We start from the raw sequence: 15,902 nt of genomic DNA, 5'->3' as shown, positions 1-15,902 counted from the left end.
GTTCGGGGGCCCTGATTGAAGGTATTCGCAAAGGATGAAACATGAGTGACTCCACCCGCGCCGATGCGCTGTTGGCTACCTTGCCGCGTAGCGGTCGCGGCCGGCTCAAGGTCTTTCTCGGCGCTGCCCCCGGCGTGGGCAAGACCTACGCCATGCTGCAGGCTGCCCACGCCCAGCAGCGTCAAGGCGTGCACGTGATGGCCGGGGTGGTCGAGACCCACGCCCGCGCCGAAACCGAAGCCCTGCTTGCCGGCCTGCTCCAGCAACCGTTGCTGCGCAGCGAATACCGTGGCGTCACCCTCGAGGAGATGGACCTCGACGGCCTGCTCAAGGCTGCCCCGGCGTTGGCCCTGGTCGACGAACTGGCCCACACCAATGCGCCCGGCAGCCGCCACGCCAAGCGCTGGCAGGACGTGCAGGAGCTGCTTGCCGCTGGCATCGACGTGTACACCACAGTCAACGTCCAGCATCTGGAAAGCCTCAACGACAAGGTCCGCGACATCACTGGCGTGCAGGTGCGCGAAACGTTGCCGGACTGGATCCTGCAGGAAGCCTATGAGCTGGTGCTGATCGACCTGCCGCCGCGTGAGCTGCTCGAGCGCCTGCGCGAGGGCAAGGTGTACGTGCCGGAGCAGGCACGGGCGGCGATCGATGCCTTCTTCTCGCAGACCAACCTCACCGCCCTGCGCGAGCTGGCCATGCAGACCGCCGCAGCCCAGGTCGACGCCGACCTGGCCCACGGTTACCGCCAGCGCGGCGAGGAAGCGCCGGCCCTGCGCGGGCGTCTGTTGGTCGGCGTGGACGGCGACGACCAGGCCGAACGCCTGGTGCGTCACGCCAGCCGTGTCGCTCAACGCCGGCATCTGCCCTGGAGCCTGGTGCATGTCGACAATGGCCGACTGCGCGACGAGAACGCCCGTCAGCGCTTGCAGGCGGCCCAGCAATTGGCCGAGCGCCTGGGCGGCGAAGTGGTGGTGCTGCGTGCTGGCGAGGTGGCGCATACCCTGATCCAGCACGCCGCCGAGCGGCGCGCCAGCCTTGTGCTGGTCGGCCAGTCGCGTGATCGTCTGCACCGTCGTTGGTTCGGCGCCGGTGTGGCGGCGCGGCTACTGCGCGAGAGCCATGGCCTGGAGATCAACGTGCTCGACCGCGACGACCAGGCGCGTCCCGCCCGGGCTGCGGTCAGCCGGGTGTGGGAATGGCGTCATTATCTGCTGGCACTGCTGGCCACCGGGTTGGCAGCGGGTCTGGCCTGGGCAGTGGCCAGCGTGCTGGCGTTGCCCAACATCTCGCTGGTGTTCCTTGGCGCGGTGCTGCTGGTGGCGGTGCGCAGTAGCCTCGGCCCGGCCCTGGCCTGTGCGGCGATGTCGTTCCTGGCCTACGACTTTCTGTTCATCCCGCCGCATTTTTCCTTCAGCATCCAGCGCGAAGAAGACGTGCTGACGTTGGTGTTCTTCCTGCTCGTGGCAACGCTGACCGGTAACCTCGCCGCCCGCCAACGCCGCCAACTGCAAGCCCTGCGCGAAACCCAGGCGCAGACCAGCCAACTGCTCGACCTGTCGCGCCGGCTGACCGTGGCCACCGATCGCCAGGCAGTGTTCAATGCCGCCGGTCAACACCTCGGCGGCTGGCCTGACGTGCACGCCAGCCTGTTCGAGCGTGACCGCGAAGGCCAGTTGCAACTGGCCAGCGGCGAGGGCCAGGCGTTGAGCGACAACGAACGCGCCGCCGCCGAGTGGGCCTGGCAACACGGCCAGGCAGCAGGCTTGAGCAGCGATACCCTGCCCAACGGCCGTTGGTGGTGGTGGCCGCTGGCAGTCGACGACCAGCCGCTGGCCCTGCTCGGCGTGCGACCGCGTTCGGGCGAGCCGCTCAGCGCGCAGCGCCGGCGCCTGCTCATGGCCCTTGGTCAACCCCTGGCCCAGGCCTTGGCCCGCGCCCGCCTGGCCGAGCAACTGGAGGCGGCCCGCCTGCACGGCGAAACCGAGCAGTTGCGCAGTGCCTTGCTGGCGTCGGTGTCCCACGACCTGCGTACGCCGCTGACCGCCATGCGGGGCAGCATCGACAGCCTCCTGGCGCTGGGCGAGGTGATCCCGGTCGACGATCGCCGTGAGCTGCTCGAAGGCACGCGCAACGAGGCCGAGCGCCTCGATCGCTACATCCAGAACCTGCTCGACATGACCCGCCTAGGCCATGGTGGGCTCAAGCTCGCCCGGGACTGGGTGGCCCCCGCCGATATCGTCGGCAGTGCCCTGAATCGTCTTCGCGTGGTGCTGGCGCCATTGCGCGTGCACACCGACGTGCCTGCCGAACTGCCGTTGCTGTTCGTGCATGCCGCGTTGATCGAGCAGGCGCTGATCAATGTGCTGGAAAACGCCGCGCGCTTCTCGCCGACTCAAGGCCGTCTGCAATTGCGGGTGTCGGTAGTGGGTGAGCAACTGCACTTCGCCGTGTGTGACGAAGGTCCCGGCATTCCCGTGACCGAGCGCGAGAAGATCTTCGACATGTTCTATACCGCTGCCCGGGGCGACCGCGGTGGGCAGGGCACTGGCCTGGGGTTGGCGATCTGCCAGGGCATGATCGGTGCCCATGGCGGGCAGATCCTGGTGGGCGAAGGCATCGATGGCCACGGCACCTGCATCACTCTATGCTTGCCGCTGCCCCAGCAACCCGAAGCCGAAAGCGAAAGCCCATGAATCCGTCCGCCACCCTCCTGGTCATCGATGACGAACCACAGATCCGCAAGTTCCTGCGCATCAGCCTGAGCTCCCAGGGTTACAAGGTGATCGAAGCGGCCACCGGCGGCGAAGGTTTGGCCCAGGCTGCACTGGCCAAGCCCGACCTGGTGGTGCTCGACCTCGGCCTGCCGGACATGGACGGCCAACAGGTGCTGCGCGAACTGCGCGAGTGGAGCGCGGTGCCGGTGATGGTGCTGTCGGTGCGTGCCAGCGAAGTGCAGAAGGTCGATGCGTTGGATGGCGGTGCCAACGACTATGTCACCAAGCCGTTCGGCATCCAGGAATTCCTGGCCCGGGTCCGGGCGTTGCTGCGCCAGGTGCCCCAGGCGGGCGGCAGCGAGGTGGCGGCGAGCTTCGGGCCGCTGCGGGTGGACTTTGCCTTCCGCCGGGTGACCCTCGATGGCGTCGAAGTGGCGCTGACGCGCAAGGAGTATGCATTGCTGGCTCAACTGGCCGGGCATCCGGGGCGGGTAATCACCCAGCAGCAACTGCTCAAGGACATCTGGGGGCCGACCCATGTCGACGATACCCATTACCTGCGCATTGTTGTCGGACATCTGCGGCAGAAGCTAGGTGATGACCCGACGGCGCCGAGGTTCATCATTACCGAGGCGGGGGTGGGGTATCGGTTGGTGGCGCCGGGGGCGTGAGTTGAAGCCGCGGGCCCAGAGTCGCGCAATTCAATTGATCCGCCACTCGTGGTGGCGCCCCTGCGCCATGGATAGGGCAATCGTGGCGGGTACGATCGGCCTTATGGGCGTTTCCTTTTATTTGGTTTGATGGGGGCTTCCTCGAAGGCCTCTGGGGGAGGCGGTGCTGCACGGACGTTGAACACGCGGCAGATAACGTACCAGCAGACGGCGAGGGAGAAGTTGTAAGGGAACAGCACAGCCCAGAAGGGTAGTTGCCAGTTCTTTTTGCCTTGCATTTCACCGGGCTCGCCGGTGCGCCAGGGGGCGTAGTGGCGCCACGCTTCTGCTGGAGTCAGGCAGATGGCGTGAAGCGGTCTGTGCCACCAGTTGGGCTCGCCAGGTGGGGGGAGTTTGTCGGGACCGTGGTCCATGAAGTGGCGGAGGTATTCCCAGACTTCGGCGACGTATTGGATGTCGGGTTCGGTGGGTTCGTTGCTGTCGATCCAGAGGCAGTCTTTTTGATAAAGCTTGCCGTCTGCGCGCGGGGGGGCGAAGGCTAATGCATAGCTAGTGCTGAACGATGAGCCGCCGAATTCTCGGCGCGAAAATAATGCGCCCTCTAATTCACGCCAGTCGAAACTGATTAAAGTTTTGATTCGTTGGTAGTAAATTTTCTTTGTCTGGCGATTGAGATAAAACCCGGAAAGTTTTTTGATAAAAAGTATTCGATATACAAGGAATGGAGCGAATATGAGCGGTCCGCAGGCGAGCATGGCTGCGAAGGTGTAGGCTCCCTCACGAGAATAGTTTCGTGTGGGATCGTATATGTGTGGGTAAGTATATAGTGCAATGCATATCATCATGGCGGTATAGAGCTTGGCCATGAATACGGAATCGGTTACCCAGGGGTTTCGCAGGGCTAAATAACCTCCATGGATGGAGTGCAGTTGGCCTGTGATTCTTGGGCTGAATCCTGTTGGCGTGCAGGGCTTGAATAAATTAGTGATGGCCATTGGTTAGTTTTCTAGTTTAAAGATTTCTGTTGATTCGACATTTTGGCAGAGGCCCTGACTCGGGCGGTAATTGATTGTCAGCTTTGCAGTTTTTGCTTGTTCGACTTCTTGCTTGATGTTCAGTACTAATCCTGCTGATGTGATATAGCAGTTCGGAGACGGCTTGAGTGTTCTGCTCTCACTCCCAAGACTTAGATACCCTGACCATTCGCTCTGGCCGATCATGAATTCCCGCAATAATATCGTGAATTCTACTGTAGGGTTGTTGGTAGGTACGTTGTTCGAAACGATATTCGTCCAGTTAGGTAGAGACCAAGTGTTTTGGTTGTTCCATTCGCTGGATAAGTTGTTGAGGCCTAAGCCGCTCGAGTCTTCAATTGTTAACATGATGGGCGCGAAGGTCTCGATGTGCCACGCCTTCAGTTCATCAATCAAGGATGGATAGCTCGGGAGCTTTTGATTGATGTCCAATGTGATGTTGTGCCGGGATTCGCCATCATTGTTCTTAGTTCCAAAGATGCTTCTGGCTGCCCAAAGCTCTAGAGGGGAGTGGATTCTTTGGTGTGCTTTAGAGTGAAGGTAAACGCCACCTGCTATCAACGCCATGCCAATTAATACTACCCCTGCTGCAGCCCATCCTGCGAAGGGTATTACGGTCGTGGCGCCCGCAATAGCGAGGCCTGCTTCTAAAGTTAGAAGGGATCCGGCCGCAAGCGTGAAACCTCCAGTTATAGTGTATTTACTTGCCACGGAATCACCGTTCTGATCCTGGCGGATACCTTTGGCGATGTCAGAAAGTACACCTAGGATTATCGTAGGGTAGCCAGATAGTCGTGCAAATAAGTTGCTGCCTAAAAACTTAATAAATCCGTTTCCAAATGCTATTCCAGGCGCTGACGGGCTGATTCTTAGCATTAATGCCTTTTGAGTTGCTCTGGCGCTGACTAGTGTTGCCGCCGCCGCCCCCATCACACCAAAGACCGAAGCTGCAAATCCGCTGCTGTACTCCAGCGCATCGCTGTCCTGCAGGTTGTTATAAGCAGACTTCAGCGAAATCACGTTAAACCACAACATGCCCGCGTTCAAACTACCTCCCACACCAGAAGTGAGGAGGCCAAGGAAGTTCGGCTTAAGGTACGAAGTGGTGGTCATTTCGAGCGTGACTGTTCGGCTTCCGCTGATACGCAGTTGTCTCATTTCCTCAACCTGCGCCATTCCGCGTTTCAGGTAACGCTCCACCTCCTGACTGAATGGGTTCTCGCGGATCAACTGGTCGGTAACGCTGTAACGAGCGGCCAGCAAACCCAGCGCTTTCTCGGCATTGCCCTCACGAGCGGCCAGAGATAGCTGTTGGCGAAGGCTATTACTTGCACTCCAGCGAGTCGCCCCGCGCATGCGCTTGAGCACCACCGTACTCACCGACTGAGCCGTCAGGTCGGTGATGCCGGCCATCGCCGGAAAGCGACCGGCCAAGCCTTCGATCACATTGTCGCTGCCGCCGAGCAAGGTCCCGACCGCGTCGGCCTTGTCCTTGAATGGATTGAATGGCGCCAGCGCTGTGTACAGTGGGCTGTCATGGTTATCCAGCCATTGCTCCAGGCGCTTGAAGCGACGGTCATCGTTCTCCGTCCCAGGCGCGGGCTGGCTCATGGGATGGATTAGCAGGGCCAGGGATATTTCCAGCCCGCGGGCGGAGGCTTGTTCATCGCGGTCATAGCAGGACAGGGCTGCTGCCAGGCTGTAAGGATCGTCGAGGTGCTGGCGTTCGGCAGTGGCCAGCCAGATGTCGTGATCGTGGCTGGCGTGCAAGGCCAGCTTGCGCAGGCCTGCAATACGCTGCGCCATTTCATCGCGGTCGTTCAAAAATTGCAGATACTTGGCGGTATCGATGCGTTGCCCCAGGCGCGCCCCGCCTTCTGAATAGTCTTCGTGGGTCAAGGCCCGGAAGCGTGCCTCGGCGTCGGACCACGAGCGTTTCGCTGAGCGCAGCAGCAAGCGCTGCGCAGCTTGCTCAGGGGTTGCCGAATCGCTCGGGTAGAGGCTTTCCAGGGTCTTGTTGAGCAGTAGCGCGACCAGATTGCGATGATGGAAGTCGCGGCTTTTGTCGCTGATCCGCTCGACGTCCAGTTGATAGCAAGCCGCTACGCCAGCCTGCTCGGCGCCTTGCGCCGGCTTGGTGTATTCCAACTGTTCGGCGGGCATCAGATCGCGCAATTGGTGCTGGAAGGCCGAAACCGTCAGGCTCAGGTCCAATGCCATGCCCTCGGCATCGCTCAATGCCACCACTGCCGGGATTTTCGGCTGTGTGTAGGGATAATGCCGCGCCATGGCCGACAGCCTGCCGATGGGCAGGATTTCGTGAACGGGGTGGCTGCTCCAGGTCAACGACATACGTTGATCGGTGGGCTTGAAATCTTCGACCCAGGTTCTCAAGGCGCTGACGGGCAACACATGCGGTTGGGTAGACGGCAGTTTGTTTCCCGACACCAGTTCAGCCATGTTCAACTGACGCATATGTCGCCTGCGCATGGCGACCGAGCGGGTGATCCGGCGGGTCGTGGCATTGGTCCACAGGTGCGGGCTGTAGCCGATCCAGACTTCCTCGGCGAGGTCTTCGCAGGTATCGGCCCAGACCCAGCTTGTGCTGTAACCCGTGAGATAGCGGTTACGCTGGTGGTAGCCTTCGAGCCCTTGGTAGCGGAGTTCCTTGTACTGTCCGTTGCCATCGTATTCGTGAATGACCAGCTTCTCGCCCTCGGTGCCTTTCATGAACACATAGACATAGCCAGGGCGCAGCGCGCGCAAGGTATACGCAGAGTGTTGCAATGGAGCGAAGCCTTGTTCCAGATTGAAGCTGGAGTCGGTGTACCGACAGGGCGGGGCGTCGGCGGCGCGCGGAACGATGGCATAGCGAATGGGCAGGATAGGTACGCGTGCACTGCAGGGAGGGCCAGACGTTGCGCTGCTTACCGAATGGTCATTCATGGGCCGACTCCTTACTGGCGAGTGAGAACGACACCACTTCGAGCTGCGTCGTGCCGACCAGGGCTTGGAAGGTGAAACGCAGGTCGGATTGGCTAGGCATTTTGTGTCCTCGTCTACCGTCCCGCGCTTCGCTGATACGCACTGCGGGGTGGTATTTATGGTCAGGCGTCGGGTTGACGCTGAGGCCTGAACATTAGCGAGGAACCCATTTGGGGTGGTGAGTTGCAGGTCTGAAAAACCTGTAGGAAATCTCGACAGGCGCTCTGTAGTGAGCAGTTGTCAGAAGTCTTCACGAATCAACTGCCTGCACCCCCGCTGCCCAGACGTGCGACATTTGTGCAGTTGACATCCCCTCGATAAACAAATTGTTACGCATTAGATAGCCTGCTACCATTCCGATCCCGTGAGATACGATGTCATTCATGTGAATGACTGCATGAGTGCCGTCGGACAAGAGCAGGGCACATACCTGCCACCCGCAGCGCTTCACGGGCCTGAGTGATTAGTCATAGGTAGACCTGCATGTTGTTAGCCAAAGAAACCTCGCGAAGGAAGTTCCTGCTTTCTTCGCTGATTGCCTTGCCCGCGATGGGCGTCACCGTCAACGGCCTGAGCGCGGCGATGGCGGCGGAGCTGGCGGCGCCGAGCCTGGACAGCTATACCCCGACCTTCTTCACACCCGCCGAATGGACCTTCGTCCTGGCCGCCTGCGACCGGCTGATCCCCGCCGATGGCCGCGGCCCAGGTGCGTTGGAAACCAATGTGCCGATCTTCATCGATCAGCAACTGGCCGGTGACCTGGGCAGCGAGATCTACCTGGAAGGGCCGTTCGACCTGAACGCGCCGGCAACCCTGGGTTATCAGCTGCCGTACACCCCCCAGCAGATCTACCGCAAGGGCATCGCCGCGCTGGAACACTGGTGCCAGGCCAACCTCGGCCAGCACTTCGCGCTGTTGGCGCTGGAGCAACGCGACGAGGTGCTGAAGAAGCTGCAAGCCGGCCAGGTCGACTTCGCCGCCCACGGCGAGGACGTGCTCAAGGGCAAGCTGTTCTTCAACGAACTGCTCAACCACAGCCGCCAGGGCTGGTTGGCCGATCCGATCTACGGCGGCAACAAGGGCATGAAGGCGTGGATCGCCATCGGCTTCCCCGGTGCCCGGGCCAGCTACCTGGAATGGGTCGCCCAGCACAACGTTCCGTACCCCCTCGGCCCGGTCAGCCTGACCGGCCAGCGCGGTTGATCCCTTCGCCCCGAGTTACAGCATTCAAGGTTTTTTATGGCACAGATTACCAATGACGAAGTCGACGTCGCCGTCGTCGGCCTGGGTTGGGCCGGCTCGCTGATGAGCATCGAGCTCGCCCAGGCGGGCTTGAAGGTACGCGCCTTCGAGCGCGGTGAAGACCGCAGCAATGCCGACTTCGCCTACCCCAAGCCGGCTGACCAGTACGCCTACGGCGTGCGCAACAAGATCATGGTCACGCCCAAGGATGGCGCGCTCACCGTGCGTCACAACCTCAAGGGCACGGCATTGCCGACCCGCCAGTGGGGCGCGTTCGTGCCTGGCACCGGCGTGGGCGGCTCGGGCCTGCACTGGACCGGCGTGCTGATCCGCCCGACGCCGACCGACATCAAGCTCAAGACCTACGCCGACCAGGCCTATGCGCCAGGTATTCTGCAGAGTGACATGACCATCGGCGACTTCCCGTTCACCTGGGACGAGATCGAGCCGTACCTCGACAAGTTCGACAAGATCTGCGGCCTGTCCGGCAACACCGGTAACCTGCGTGGTCAGATCATCGAAGGCGGCGACCCGTTCGAAGGCCCGCGCTCCAACCCCTTCCCGCTGCCGGCGCTGGAAGACACGCTGAACAACACGCTGTTCGCCGATGCCGCGCGCAAGCTCGGCTACCACCCGTTCCCCAACCCGTCGGCCAACGTCTCGCGGGCCTGGAAGAACCCCTACGGCAACCAGATTGCGCCTTGCAACTACTGCGGCTATTGCAGCAAGTACCCGTGCCTGAACTACTCCAAGGCCTCGCCGCAAACTGCGGTGATGGATGCGCTCAAGCGCATGGACAACTTCGATTACCGGGTCAATGCCAACGTCCTGCGCGTCGAGCTGCACCCCGACGGCAAGACCGCCAAGGGCATCACCTACATCGACGGCCAGGGCAACGAGGTGTTCCAGCCGGCGAAAATCGTCGTGCTGGCCGCCTTCCAGTTCGTCAACGTGCGCCTGATGCTGCTGTCGGGCATCGGCAAGCCGTACAACCCGATCACCCGCGAAGGCACCATCGGCCGCAACTACGCGTTCCTCAGCAACGGCGGCGCCACGCTGTTCTTCAAGGACAAGCACTTCAACCCGTTCGCCACCGCGGGTGCCACCGGGCAGATGTTCAACGACGTCTCGCCGGGTAACTACGATGGCCCGTCGCTGGGCTTCATCGGCGGTGCCAAGATCCACAGCTCGCAGGCCACCGGCACGCCGATCGGCACTGCCTTGCCTGGCGGCACCCCGGAGTGGGGCCAGGGCTGGAAGGAGGGCATGCAGGACTGGTACGGCCACTCGATGAAGATCAGCATCTCCACCGGCTGCATGTCGTACCGCGACCATTACGTCGACCTCGACCCGACCTACAAGGACCCGTGGGGCCAGCCGCTGCTGCGCATCACCTTCGACTGGAAGGAGAACGAACTCAAACTGCAGCAGCACCTGCGCAAGATCGTCCTGGACATCACCAAGGAGCTGAATCCCGACAGCTACAGCGAAAGCTTCCTGGGCATGGACTCGCACTGGGACATCACCAAGTACGTGTCCACCCACAACGTCGGTGGCGCGATCATGGGCGACTCGCCGAAAACCAGCGCGCTCAACCGCTACCTGCAGAGCTGGGACGTGCACAACGTGTTCGTACCGGGCGGCAACGCCTTCCCGCAGAACTTCCAGGCTAACCCGACCTCGATGATCGGTGCGCTGACCCTGTTCGCCGCCCAGGCCATCAAGGATCAGTACCTGAAAAACCCTGGCCCGCTGGTGCAAGCGTGAGGAGCGAGAACATGAAAGCCAGATCCCGTTCCGTGTTACTGATCCTGGTCGCGCTGGCGGTGCTTGCCACCGTGCTCGCCTGGATCGTCGCCGGCCTGCTCAACCGTGGCGGCGATGCCGAGGCCAAGTTGACCCAGGCGATTACCCCCGAGCTGATCGACAAGGGCGCCTACCTGGCGCGTGCCGGTGACTGCGTGGCTTGCCACACCGCCCACGACGGCGGCAAGCCGTTTGCCGGTGGCCTGGGCATCGCTTCGCCGATCGGTACCATCTACTCGACCAACATCACCCCGGACGAGAAGACCGGTATCGGCCGCTGGAGCTACGGCGAGTTCGAGCGCGCAGTGCGGCGTGGCATCGGCCACGATGGCAGCGCGCTGTACCCGGCAATGCCGTTCCCGTCCTACGCCAAGGTCAGCGACGAGGACACCCAGGCGCTGTACGCCTACTTCATGAAAGGTGTGGTAGCGGTCGAGCAGCCGAACAAGGCCAACGACATCCCTTGGCCGCTGTCGATCCGCTGGCCGCTGGCGTACTGGCGAGCGATGTTCTCGCCAGCGCCGCAGGCGTTCGTCGCCGGCACCCGCGATGCCCAGCTCGCCCGCGGTGCCTACCTGGTGCAAGGTCTCGGCCACTGTGGCTCGTGCCATACGCCGCGGGCCCTGACCTTGCAGGAAAAAGGCCTCGACGAGTCGACCGGCACCTACCTGACCGGCGCCGAGCTCAACGGCTGGAACGTACCGGCCCTGCGCGGCATGCCGCACTGGAGCCAGGAAGAGCTGGTCGAGTACCTGGGCAGCGGGCGCAACGCCAAGGCCTCGGTGGCCGGTGAGATGACCGACGTGATCGCCAACAGCACCTCGCACATGAGCGACGCCGATCTGCAGGCCATGGCCGCCTATCTCAAGGCATTGTCGCCAGTCAAGGGGCCGGCCTATCAACAGCAGGCCGAGCGCAGCGCGGCGACCACCGCCAAGCTGACCGCGGCCAAGGACCTGACCTTGGGCGAGCGGCTGTACATCGACAACTGTGGCGCCTGCCACTTCGTTTCCGGTGAAGGTGCGCAGCGGGTGTTCCCGCGGCTGGATGGCGCTTCAGTGGTCAATGCCGACAACGCCGATGCCTTGCTGCACGTGATCCTCGCAGGCGCGGCGACGCCGTCGACCGAGCGCGCACCTTCGGTGCTGCCGATGCCGGGCTTTGCCGATCGCATGGACGATGCCGAAGTGGCGGAGCTTGCGACCTTCCTGCGCCAGGGGTGGTCGAACCAGGCTTCGGCAGTGACCGCGGAGCAAGTGCGTGCGGTGCGGGGTGCGTTGCACCACTGATGGGCTGATCACCCGCGAAGCAGGCACTGCGCTGTCTGCTTCGCGGGCAAGCCCGCTCCTACAGGATCTTCACCGTTGCCAGGGCTGGTGCGGTACCTGTGGGCATGCCCGCGAACACCGGCATAGCCGGTGCTATGCCCCGCGGTGTCTGCTTCGCGGGTAAACCCGCTCCTACAGGATCTTCACCGTTGCCAGGGCTGGTGCGGTACCTGTGGGAGCGGGCTTGCCCGCGAACACCGGCAAAAGCCGGTGCCATGCCCCGCGGTATCTGCTTCGCGGGCAAGCCCGCTCCCGCAGGGTTCACACTGAAGCCGAGAAGGTATTCTAAGCGCTGGCAACGGCCTCCCGGGCCGGACGCGGCTTGGTCGATGACTGGCTAGCCGTATCCAGCTCCCGCTGCAATCGACGGAAGCTTTCGCCAATGGTTTCGATCAACGCCCCATCCTTCACCGGATCAAGTCCCGGATAAGGCTTGCCGTTGTAGTCGCCGGCATACCTCAATACCGCTTCGACGCTTTCCCCGTTGTCCTGGTAAACCTGCCTGATCACCTGGGCTTCCCGATCCTTGCCATCGGCGCAACCTAGCGCATAGTGGACGGCCAAGGCTGCCCCGAAGGCGAGGGTTGGCGTCGGGATGCCATGTTTGCGGGCCAGATCGATGCTGCTGAAAATGCGCTCGTTACGCTGCAACTTGCGCAGCGGATCGCGCCCGACCCGCGCACAAGGGTCGCGGAACGAGGTCTTGCAGCGCTCCAGGAAGGCATTGGCGAAATCGCCGACGGCCTCCGCCATCTCGGCATTCTCGGCCACCAGCGCTGGCCCTACCTCCTCACGGACCAGGCGCTCGGCCAACGCGCTCACGCGGGCATCGCCCATGGCCTGGCCGACCCAGGTGTAACCGAGCAGGCCCGCGTACCAGGCAACAACGGCGTGCGGGCCATTCCACAGGCGGTTCTTGATGACCTGGATCTGGGCGATGTCGGTGACCGTCTTGACCTGGCGCAGACGCTCCAGCAGATCGCTGCCGCGCTCGACGTACAACGGCATGTCCGGTTCGCTGTTGAACAGGATCAGGTGCAGTTGGCTCAGGGCGCTGCTCGATTGGGCAAAGGGCCGGAAGTGCCGGATGAGGCGTTCGTATTCCGCTGCTGGCTTGGACGACGGAGCCGTGGTTGCAGGCTCTTCTTCGAGGCTGTTCTGGAACATCTGCGACTTGATCCGCAGTTGCCGCACCAGCGCGTCGTTGCTGAGCTTGGAGACGATGCGGCTGACGACCGTCTCGGCGAAATGGGTCTTCTGCAGGATCTGCTTGCCGATTTCCGGCGTGCACAGCAACGCCAGCTCCGCTTGCACATGCCGACGCACGAACGCGGCACCACCGATCTTGTTCAGCACGATCAGGATGGTCAGCTCGCGACCACGACGCTCGAAGCGTTGCAGCAGCCCTTTGGCGATGACCTGGGCCTGGCTGCGGATGGCCTGTTCGGGCAGGCTCATGCCGATGATCTCGGCGGCGGTGTACATGTCGATGACCGCGTCGTCATCGTCCATGTCGATCATGCGCACATTGTCGATGGTCTGGTCGAACGAGGTTGCGCCATAGCGGACGCTGTAGCTGCCGAATGCCGAAACGCTTTCCCTGAGCATGCGCGAACGGCTGGCGGCGATGATTTCGCACGGCCGGGTGTAGCCATCCCAGTGGCAGAATACCTGGGTCAGATAGCCGCCCCCGATGGCGCCGAAACCATGGATGCCGACGCGAAACTGGTTCAGCGACTGCGGAAAGGGCTCGTTCAGCGCTGGCATGCCCAGGTCGGGTACGCACTCGCTCAGGTCGGCGAGGAACTCGGTCATGCTGTGGTAGGCCGCGAGGGCTCCAGCCTTGACCTCGGGCGCCGGCGGCTTGATGTCCTCGATGAGGATCGCCTGGCCTTCGGCACGTATGGCCGACAGCATGCCGTTTTCCGAATCCTCGACCATGAAGCACTGGTCAGGCTCGCAATTGAGCGCGCGGGCCGCACGCAGGAAGATTTCCGGATGAGGTTTGCCCTGGCTGACTTCGTCGCCGCAAACGGTGATGTCGAAGTACTTGAGCACGTTGGCGTTGATCAGGTACTCCTCGGCGATGGCGCGGCGGCTGGACGTGGCGACCGCCAGGGTCAGGCCGGACTTGCGCAGGCGTTCGAGCACTTCCAGCAGGCCGGGCTTGATCGGCACGCCGTGATTGCGCACGTGTTCCAGCTCGAGCTCATCGGCGCGCTTGCGCACCTGTGCGTAGGGGAAGTCTTCACCGTTGTGGGCCTTGGCCAGGGCTTCTGCCCTTTTTGCGCTGAGGCCCAGCGAGCCGATCAGGGTCTGCTCGCTCAACGGCTTGCCGGCGATCTCCATGGACGCTTGTTTCAACGTCTTGAAGCGCAGGCGCTCGGTGTCGAACAGGGTGCCATCCATATCGAAGATGGCGCTGAAAATACGTTTACCTTGGAAAAAGATCATGCGATGCCCTTGTGTTGCGTGAATACGGTTCGCCTGCAAACGGCGCAATGGCGCGTGCGGCGCGATAACGGCAGCGTTGGGCAGTCAGGTAGGAGGCAGGCGATCGACCGGGGCACGCTCGGGCGTGACGCAGAAATAAGGCGGGGCGGAGCGGGGAGTGCAGAGGAGGTTTGCAAGCTTCGCGGCGAGGCGGGCTAGGGTGCTGGCTTTGAGGTCACGCCCACTGGTTGCACCTTGGTGTGCAGACAGTGGGCGAGAACAGCGATGGATACGTGTGATTCCAAGCATGAGGTGCTTTTCTTCCTGTTTCGTTACCGATTCCTTTTTACCCTTGCACGTATGCGCAACGACTTGCAAGGCGCAGGGGCCGGCATTACGGGCCGTCGAGGGGTGTTGGGAGCGCTGTAGGCCAGGGGTGGCGGGCGCTGAGGTGCATGGGAAGAAAGTCGTAATTTTTCTGATGTCATTTGCAGTGGTGAAGAAAGGTTGGCTTGGATTCGGCGCTGCCGCCAGTTTCCGATCACGCACCCTCTAGCTCCCGCCATGTATCGCCCCGCGCGATAACAGCCAACACGAAAATCGCATCTTCGCCCTGACGCACCGGCGTATACGCCATCCATGCGCTATCGACGTCTGGATCTCAACCTGCTGGTCGCCCTGGATGTGCTGCTTGAAGAATGCAGCGTCAGCCGGGCCGCGCAGCGCCTCAATCTTGGCCAGTCGGCGACCAGTGCCGCGCTGGGGCGGTTGCGTGAGCACTTCCAGGACCCACTCCTATACCGATCCGCCGCCCCTGCTGCCCAAGATCGATTACATGGACCACCAACAGGGCTGGCCGGAAATGGCCGCGATGTTCCCTGGGCTGCGCAAGGAAGACTTGCCGGGCGACGAGTCATGGGCAGCGGAACGCCTGCAAATCACCACCCACAGCGGTACCCACATGGATGCGCCCTGGCACTACGCTTCCACCACCGACGGCGGCAAGCCCGCGTTCGGCATCGACGAACTGCCTTTGGAGTGGTGCCTGCAGCCTGGAGTGAAGTTGGACTTTCGGCACATGGACGACGGCCACGTGGTCACGGCGACAGAGGTCGAGGCAGAGCTGGCGCGCATTGAACACGAACTACAGCCACTGGACATTGTGCTGGTGAATACCCGGGCCGGTAGCCTGTTCGGCCAGCCTGGTTATCTTGAGGCCGGAGTGGGGATGGGCCGCGAGGCGACCCTCTACCTGCTGGAGCGCGGGGTAAGGGTGGTCGGCACCGATGCCTGGAGCTGGGATGCGCCGTTCAAGTACACCCGCGAGCGCTTCAGTGAAACCGGCGATGCCTCGATCATCTGGGAGGGGCACAAGGCCGGACGCGACATCGGTTACGGGCAGATGGAAAAGCTGGCCAATCTGGAGCAACTTCCGGATCATGGTTTTCTGGTCAGTTGCTTCCCCTACAAGATCCGTCGAGCATCGGCGGGCTTCGTGCGGGCGGTGGCAATTCTGTAGGCGTATGGCCAACGCAGGAGAATTGCATTCATCCGTCACCCGGCAGTCCGTGACAAAGGCATTGCGGTAGCGATCTAACGCCTGGGCCCGCTAGCGAGAGGCGACCTTGTATGACGCTCATACCAGGGACGCCTCCAGGCCTCCCGTGTTCGATATCAAGGCAGCCG

General features: G+C 62.3%; 9 protein-coding genes and 1 pseudogene. 7 read left to right on the top strand and 3 right to left on the bottom strand.

Going from position 1 to position 15,902, the window contains the following annotated elements:
* Positions 1-41: 41 nt before the first annotated feature.
* Together E6B08_RS20870 and E6B08_RS20865 are read left to right on the top strand one after the other, a co-directional pair.
* Positions 42-2,696, top strand: coding sequence for a sensor histidine kinase (locus tag E6B08_RS20870; RefSeq protein ID WP_136915754.1), 2,655 nt, complete (start codon positions 42-44; stop codon positions 2,694-2,696).
* Positions 2,693-3,388 (top strand): response regulator, encoded by a 696-nt coding sequence (locus E6B08_RS20865; RefSeq protein ID WP_136915753.1) that lies wholly within the window; start codon positions 2,693-2,695, stop codon positions 3,386-3,388. The genes E6B08_RS20870 and E6B08_RS20865 overlap by 4 nt, the downstream gene beginning before the upstream one ends.
* Positions 3,389-3,489: 101 nt before the next feature.
* Here E6B08_RS20865 and E6B08_RS20860 read toward each other — a convergent pair whose 3' ends face one another.
* Complete coding sequence (locus E6B08_RS20860; RefSeq protein WP_136915752.1) at positions 3,490-4,383, bottom strand: DUF6708 domain-containing protein; 894 nt, start codon at positions 4,381-4,383, stop codon at positions 3,490-3,492.
* 3 nt (positions 4,384-4,386) lie between these two features.
* Positions 4,387-7,368, bottom strand: coding sequence for a T6SS effector BTH_I2691 family protein (locus tag E6B08_RS20855; RefSeq protein ID WP_136915751.1), 2,982 nt, complete (start codon positions 7,366-7,368; stop codon positions 4,387-4,389).
* A 522-nt stretch (positions 7,369-7,890) separates the two neighbouring features.
* Between E6B08_RS20855 and E6B08_RS20850 the strand changes: the two genes are divergently transcribed.
* The 3 genes from E6B08_RS20850 to E6B08_RS20840 are packed head-to-tail and all read left to right on the top strand — an operon-like array spanning position 7,891 to position 11,744.
* On the top strand, positions 7,891-8,610 hold the full coding sequence (locus E6B08_RS20850; RefSeq protein ID WP_136915750.1) for a gluconate 2-dehydrogenase subunit 3 family protein: 720 nt from the start codon (positions 7,891-7,893) through the stop codon (positions 8,608-8,610).
* Between the two features lie 36 nt (positions 8,611-8,646).
* A complete protein-coding gene (locus E6B08_RS20845; protein WP_136915749.1) occupies positions 8,647-10,416 on the top strand; it encodes a GMC family oxidoreductase in 1,770 nt (589 codons plus the stop codon).
* An 11-nt stretch (positions 10,417-10,427) separates the two neighbouring features.
* Positions 10,428-11,744: a c-type cytochrome gene (locus E6B08_RS20840; protein ID WP_136915748.1), complete on the top strand. Its 1,317-nt coding sequence runs from the start codon at positions 10,428-10,430 to the stop codon at positions 11,742-11,744.
* Between the two features lie 324 nt (positions 11,745-12,068).
* Here the strand turns inward: E6B08_RS20840 and mtlD are convergent, their stop codons facing one another.
* Entirely contained in the window at positions 12,069-14,237 is a 2,169-nt protein-coding gene (gene mtlD, locus E6B08_RS20830; protein ID WP_136915747.1) for a bifunctional mannitol-1-phosphate dehydrogenase/phosphatase, read from the bottom strand.
* A gap of 618 nt (positions 14,238-14,855) precedes the next feature.
* On the opposite strand from mtlD, the pseudogene E6B08_RS20825 reads away from it, so the two are divergent.
* Together E6B08_RS20825 and E6B08_RS20820 are read left to right on the top strand one after the other, a co-directional pair.
* Positions 14,856-15,014 (top strand): annotated as a pseudogene (locus tag E6B08_RS20825) (LysR family transcriptional regulator); the annotation flags it as partial.
* A complete protein-coding gene (locus E6B08_RS20820) occupies positions 14,989-15,735 on the top strand; it encodes a cyclase family protein (protein WP_238349250.1) in 747 nt (248 codons plus the stop codon). The pseudogene E6B08_RS20825 and the gene E6B08_RS20820, both read left to right, overlap by 26 nt.
* Positions 15,736-15,902 lie beyond the last annotated feature (167 nt).

The organism is Pseudomonas putida (assembly GCF_005080685.1).
Taxonomy (GTDB): Bacteria; Pseudomonadota; Gammaproteobacteria; order Pseudomonadales; family Pseudomonadaceae; genus Aquipseudomonas; species Aquipseudomonas putida_V.
This window is presented reverse-complemented; position numbering and strand designations above follow the sequence as displayed.

Excerpts from the sequence above, each read along its gene's own strand:
- E6B08_RS20870 (WP_136915754.1), top strand. The coding sequence starts at position 42 with ATGAGTGACTCCACCCGCGCCGATGCGCTGTTGGCTACCTTGCCGCGT.
- E6B08_RS20865 (WP_136915753.1), top strand. The coding sequence starts at position 2,693 with ATGAATCCGTCCGCCACCCTCCTGGTCATCGATGACGAACCACAGATC.
- E6B08_RS20860 (WP_136915752.1), bottom strand. The coding sequence starts at position 4,383 with ATGGCCATCACTAATTTATTCAAGCCCTGCACGCCAACAGGATTCAGC.
- E6B08_RS20855 (WP_136915751.1), bottom strand. The coding sequence starts at position 7,368 with ATGAATGACCATTCGGTAAGCAGCGCAACGTCTGGCCCTCCCTGCAGT.
- E6B08_RS20850 (WP_136915750.1), top strand. The coding sequence starts at position 7,891 with ATGTTGTTAGCCAAAGAAACCTCGCGAAGGAAGTTCCTGCTTTCTTCG.
- E6B08_RS20845 (WP_136915749.1), top strand. The coding sequence starts at position 8,647 with ATGGCACAGATTACCAATGACGAAGTCGACGTCGCCGTCGTCGGCCTG.
- E6B08_RS20840 (WP_136915748.1), top strand. The coding sequence starts at position 10,428 with ATGAAAGCCAGATCCCGTTCCGTGTTACTGATCCTGGTCGCGCTGGCG.
- mtlD (WP_136915747.1), bottom strand. The coding sequence starts at position 14,237 with ATGATCTTTTTCCAAGGTAAACGTATTTTCAGCGCCATCTTCGATATG.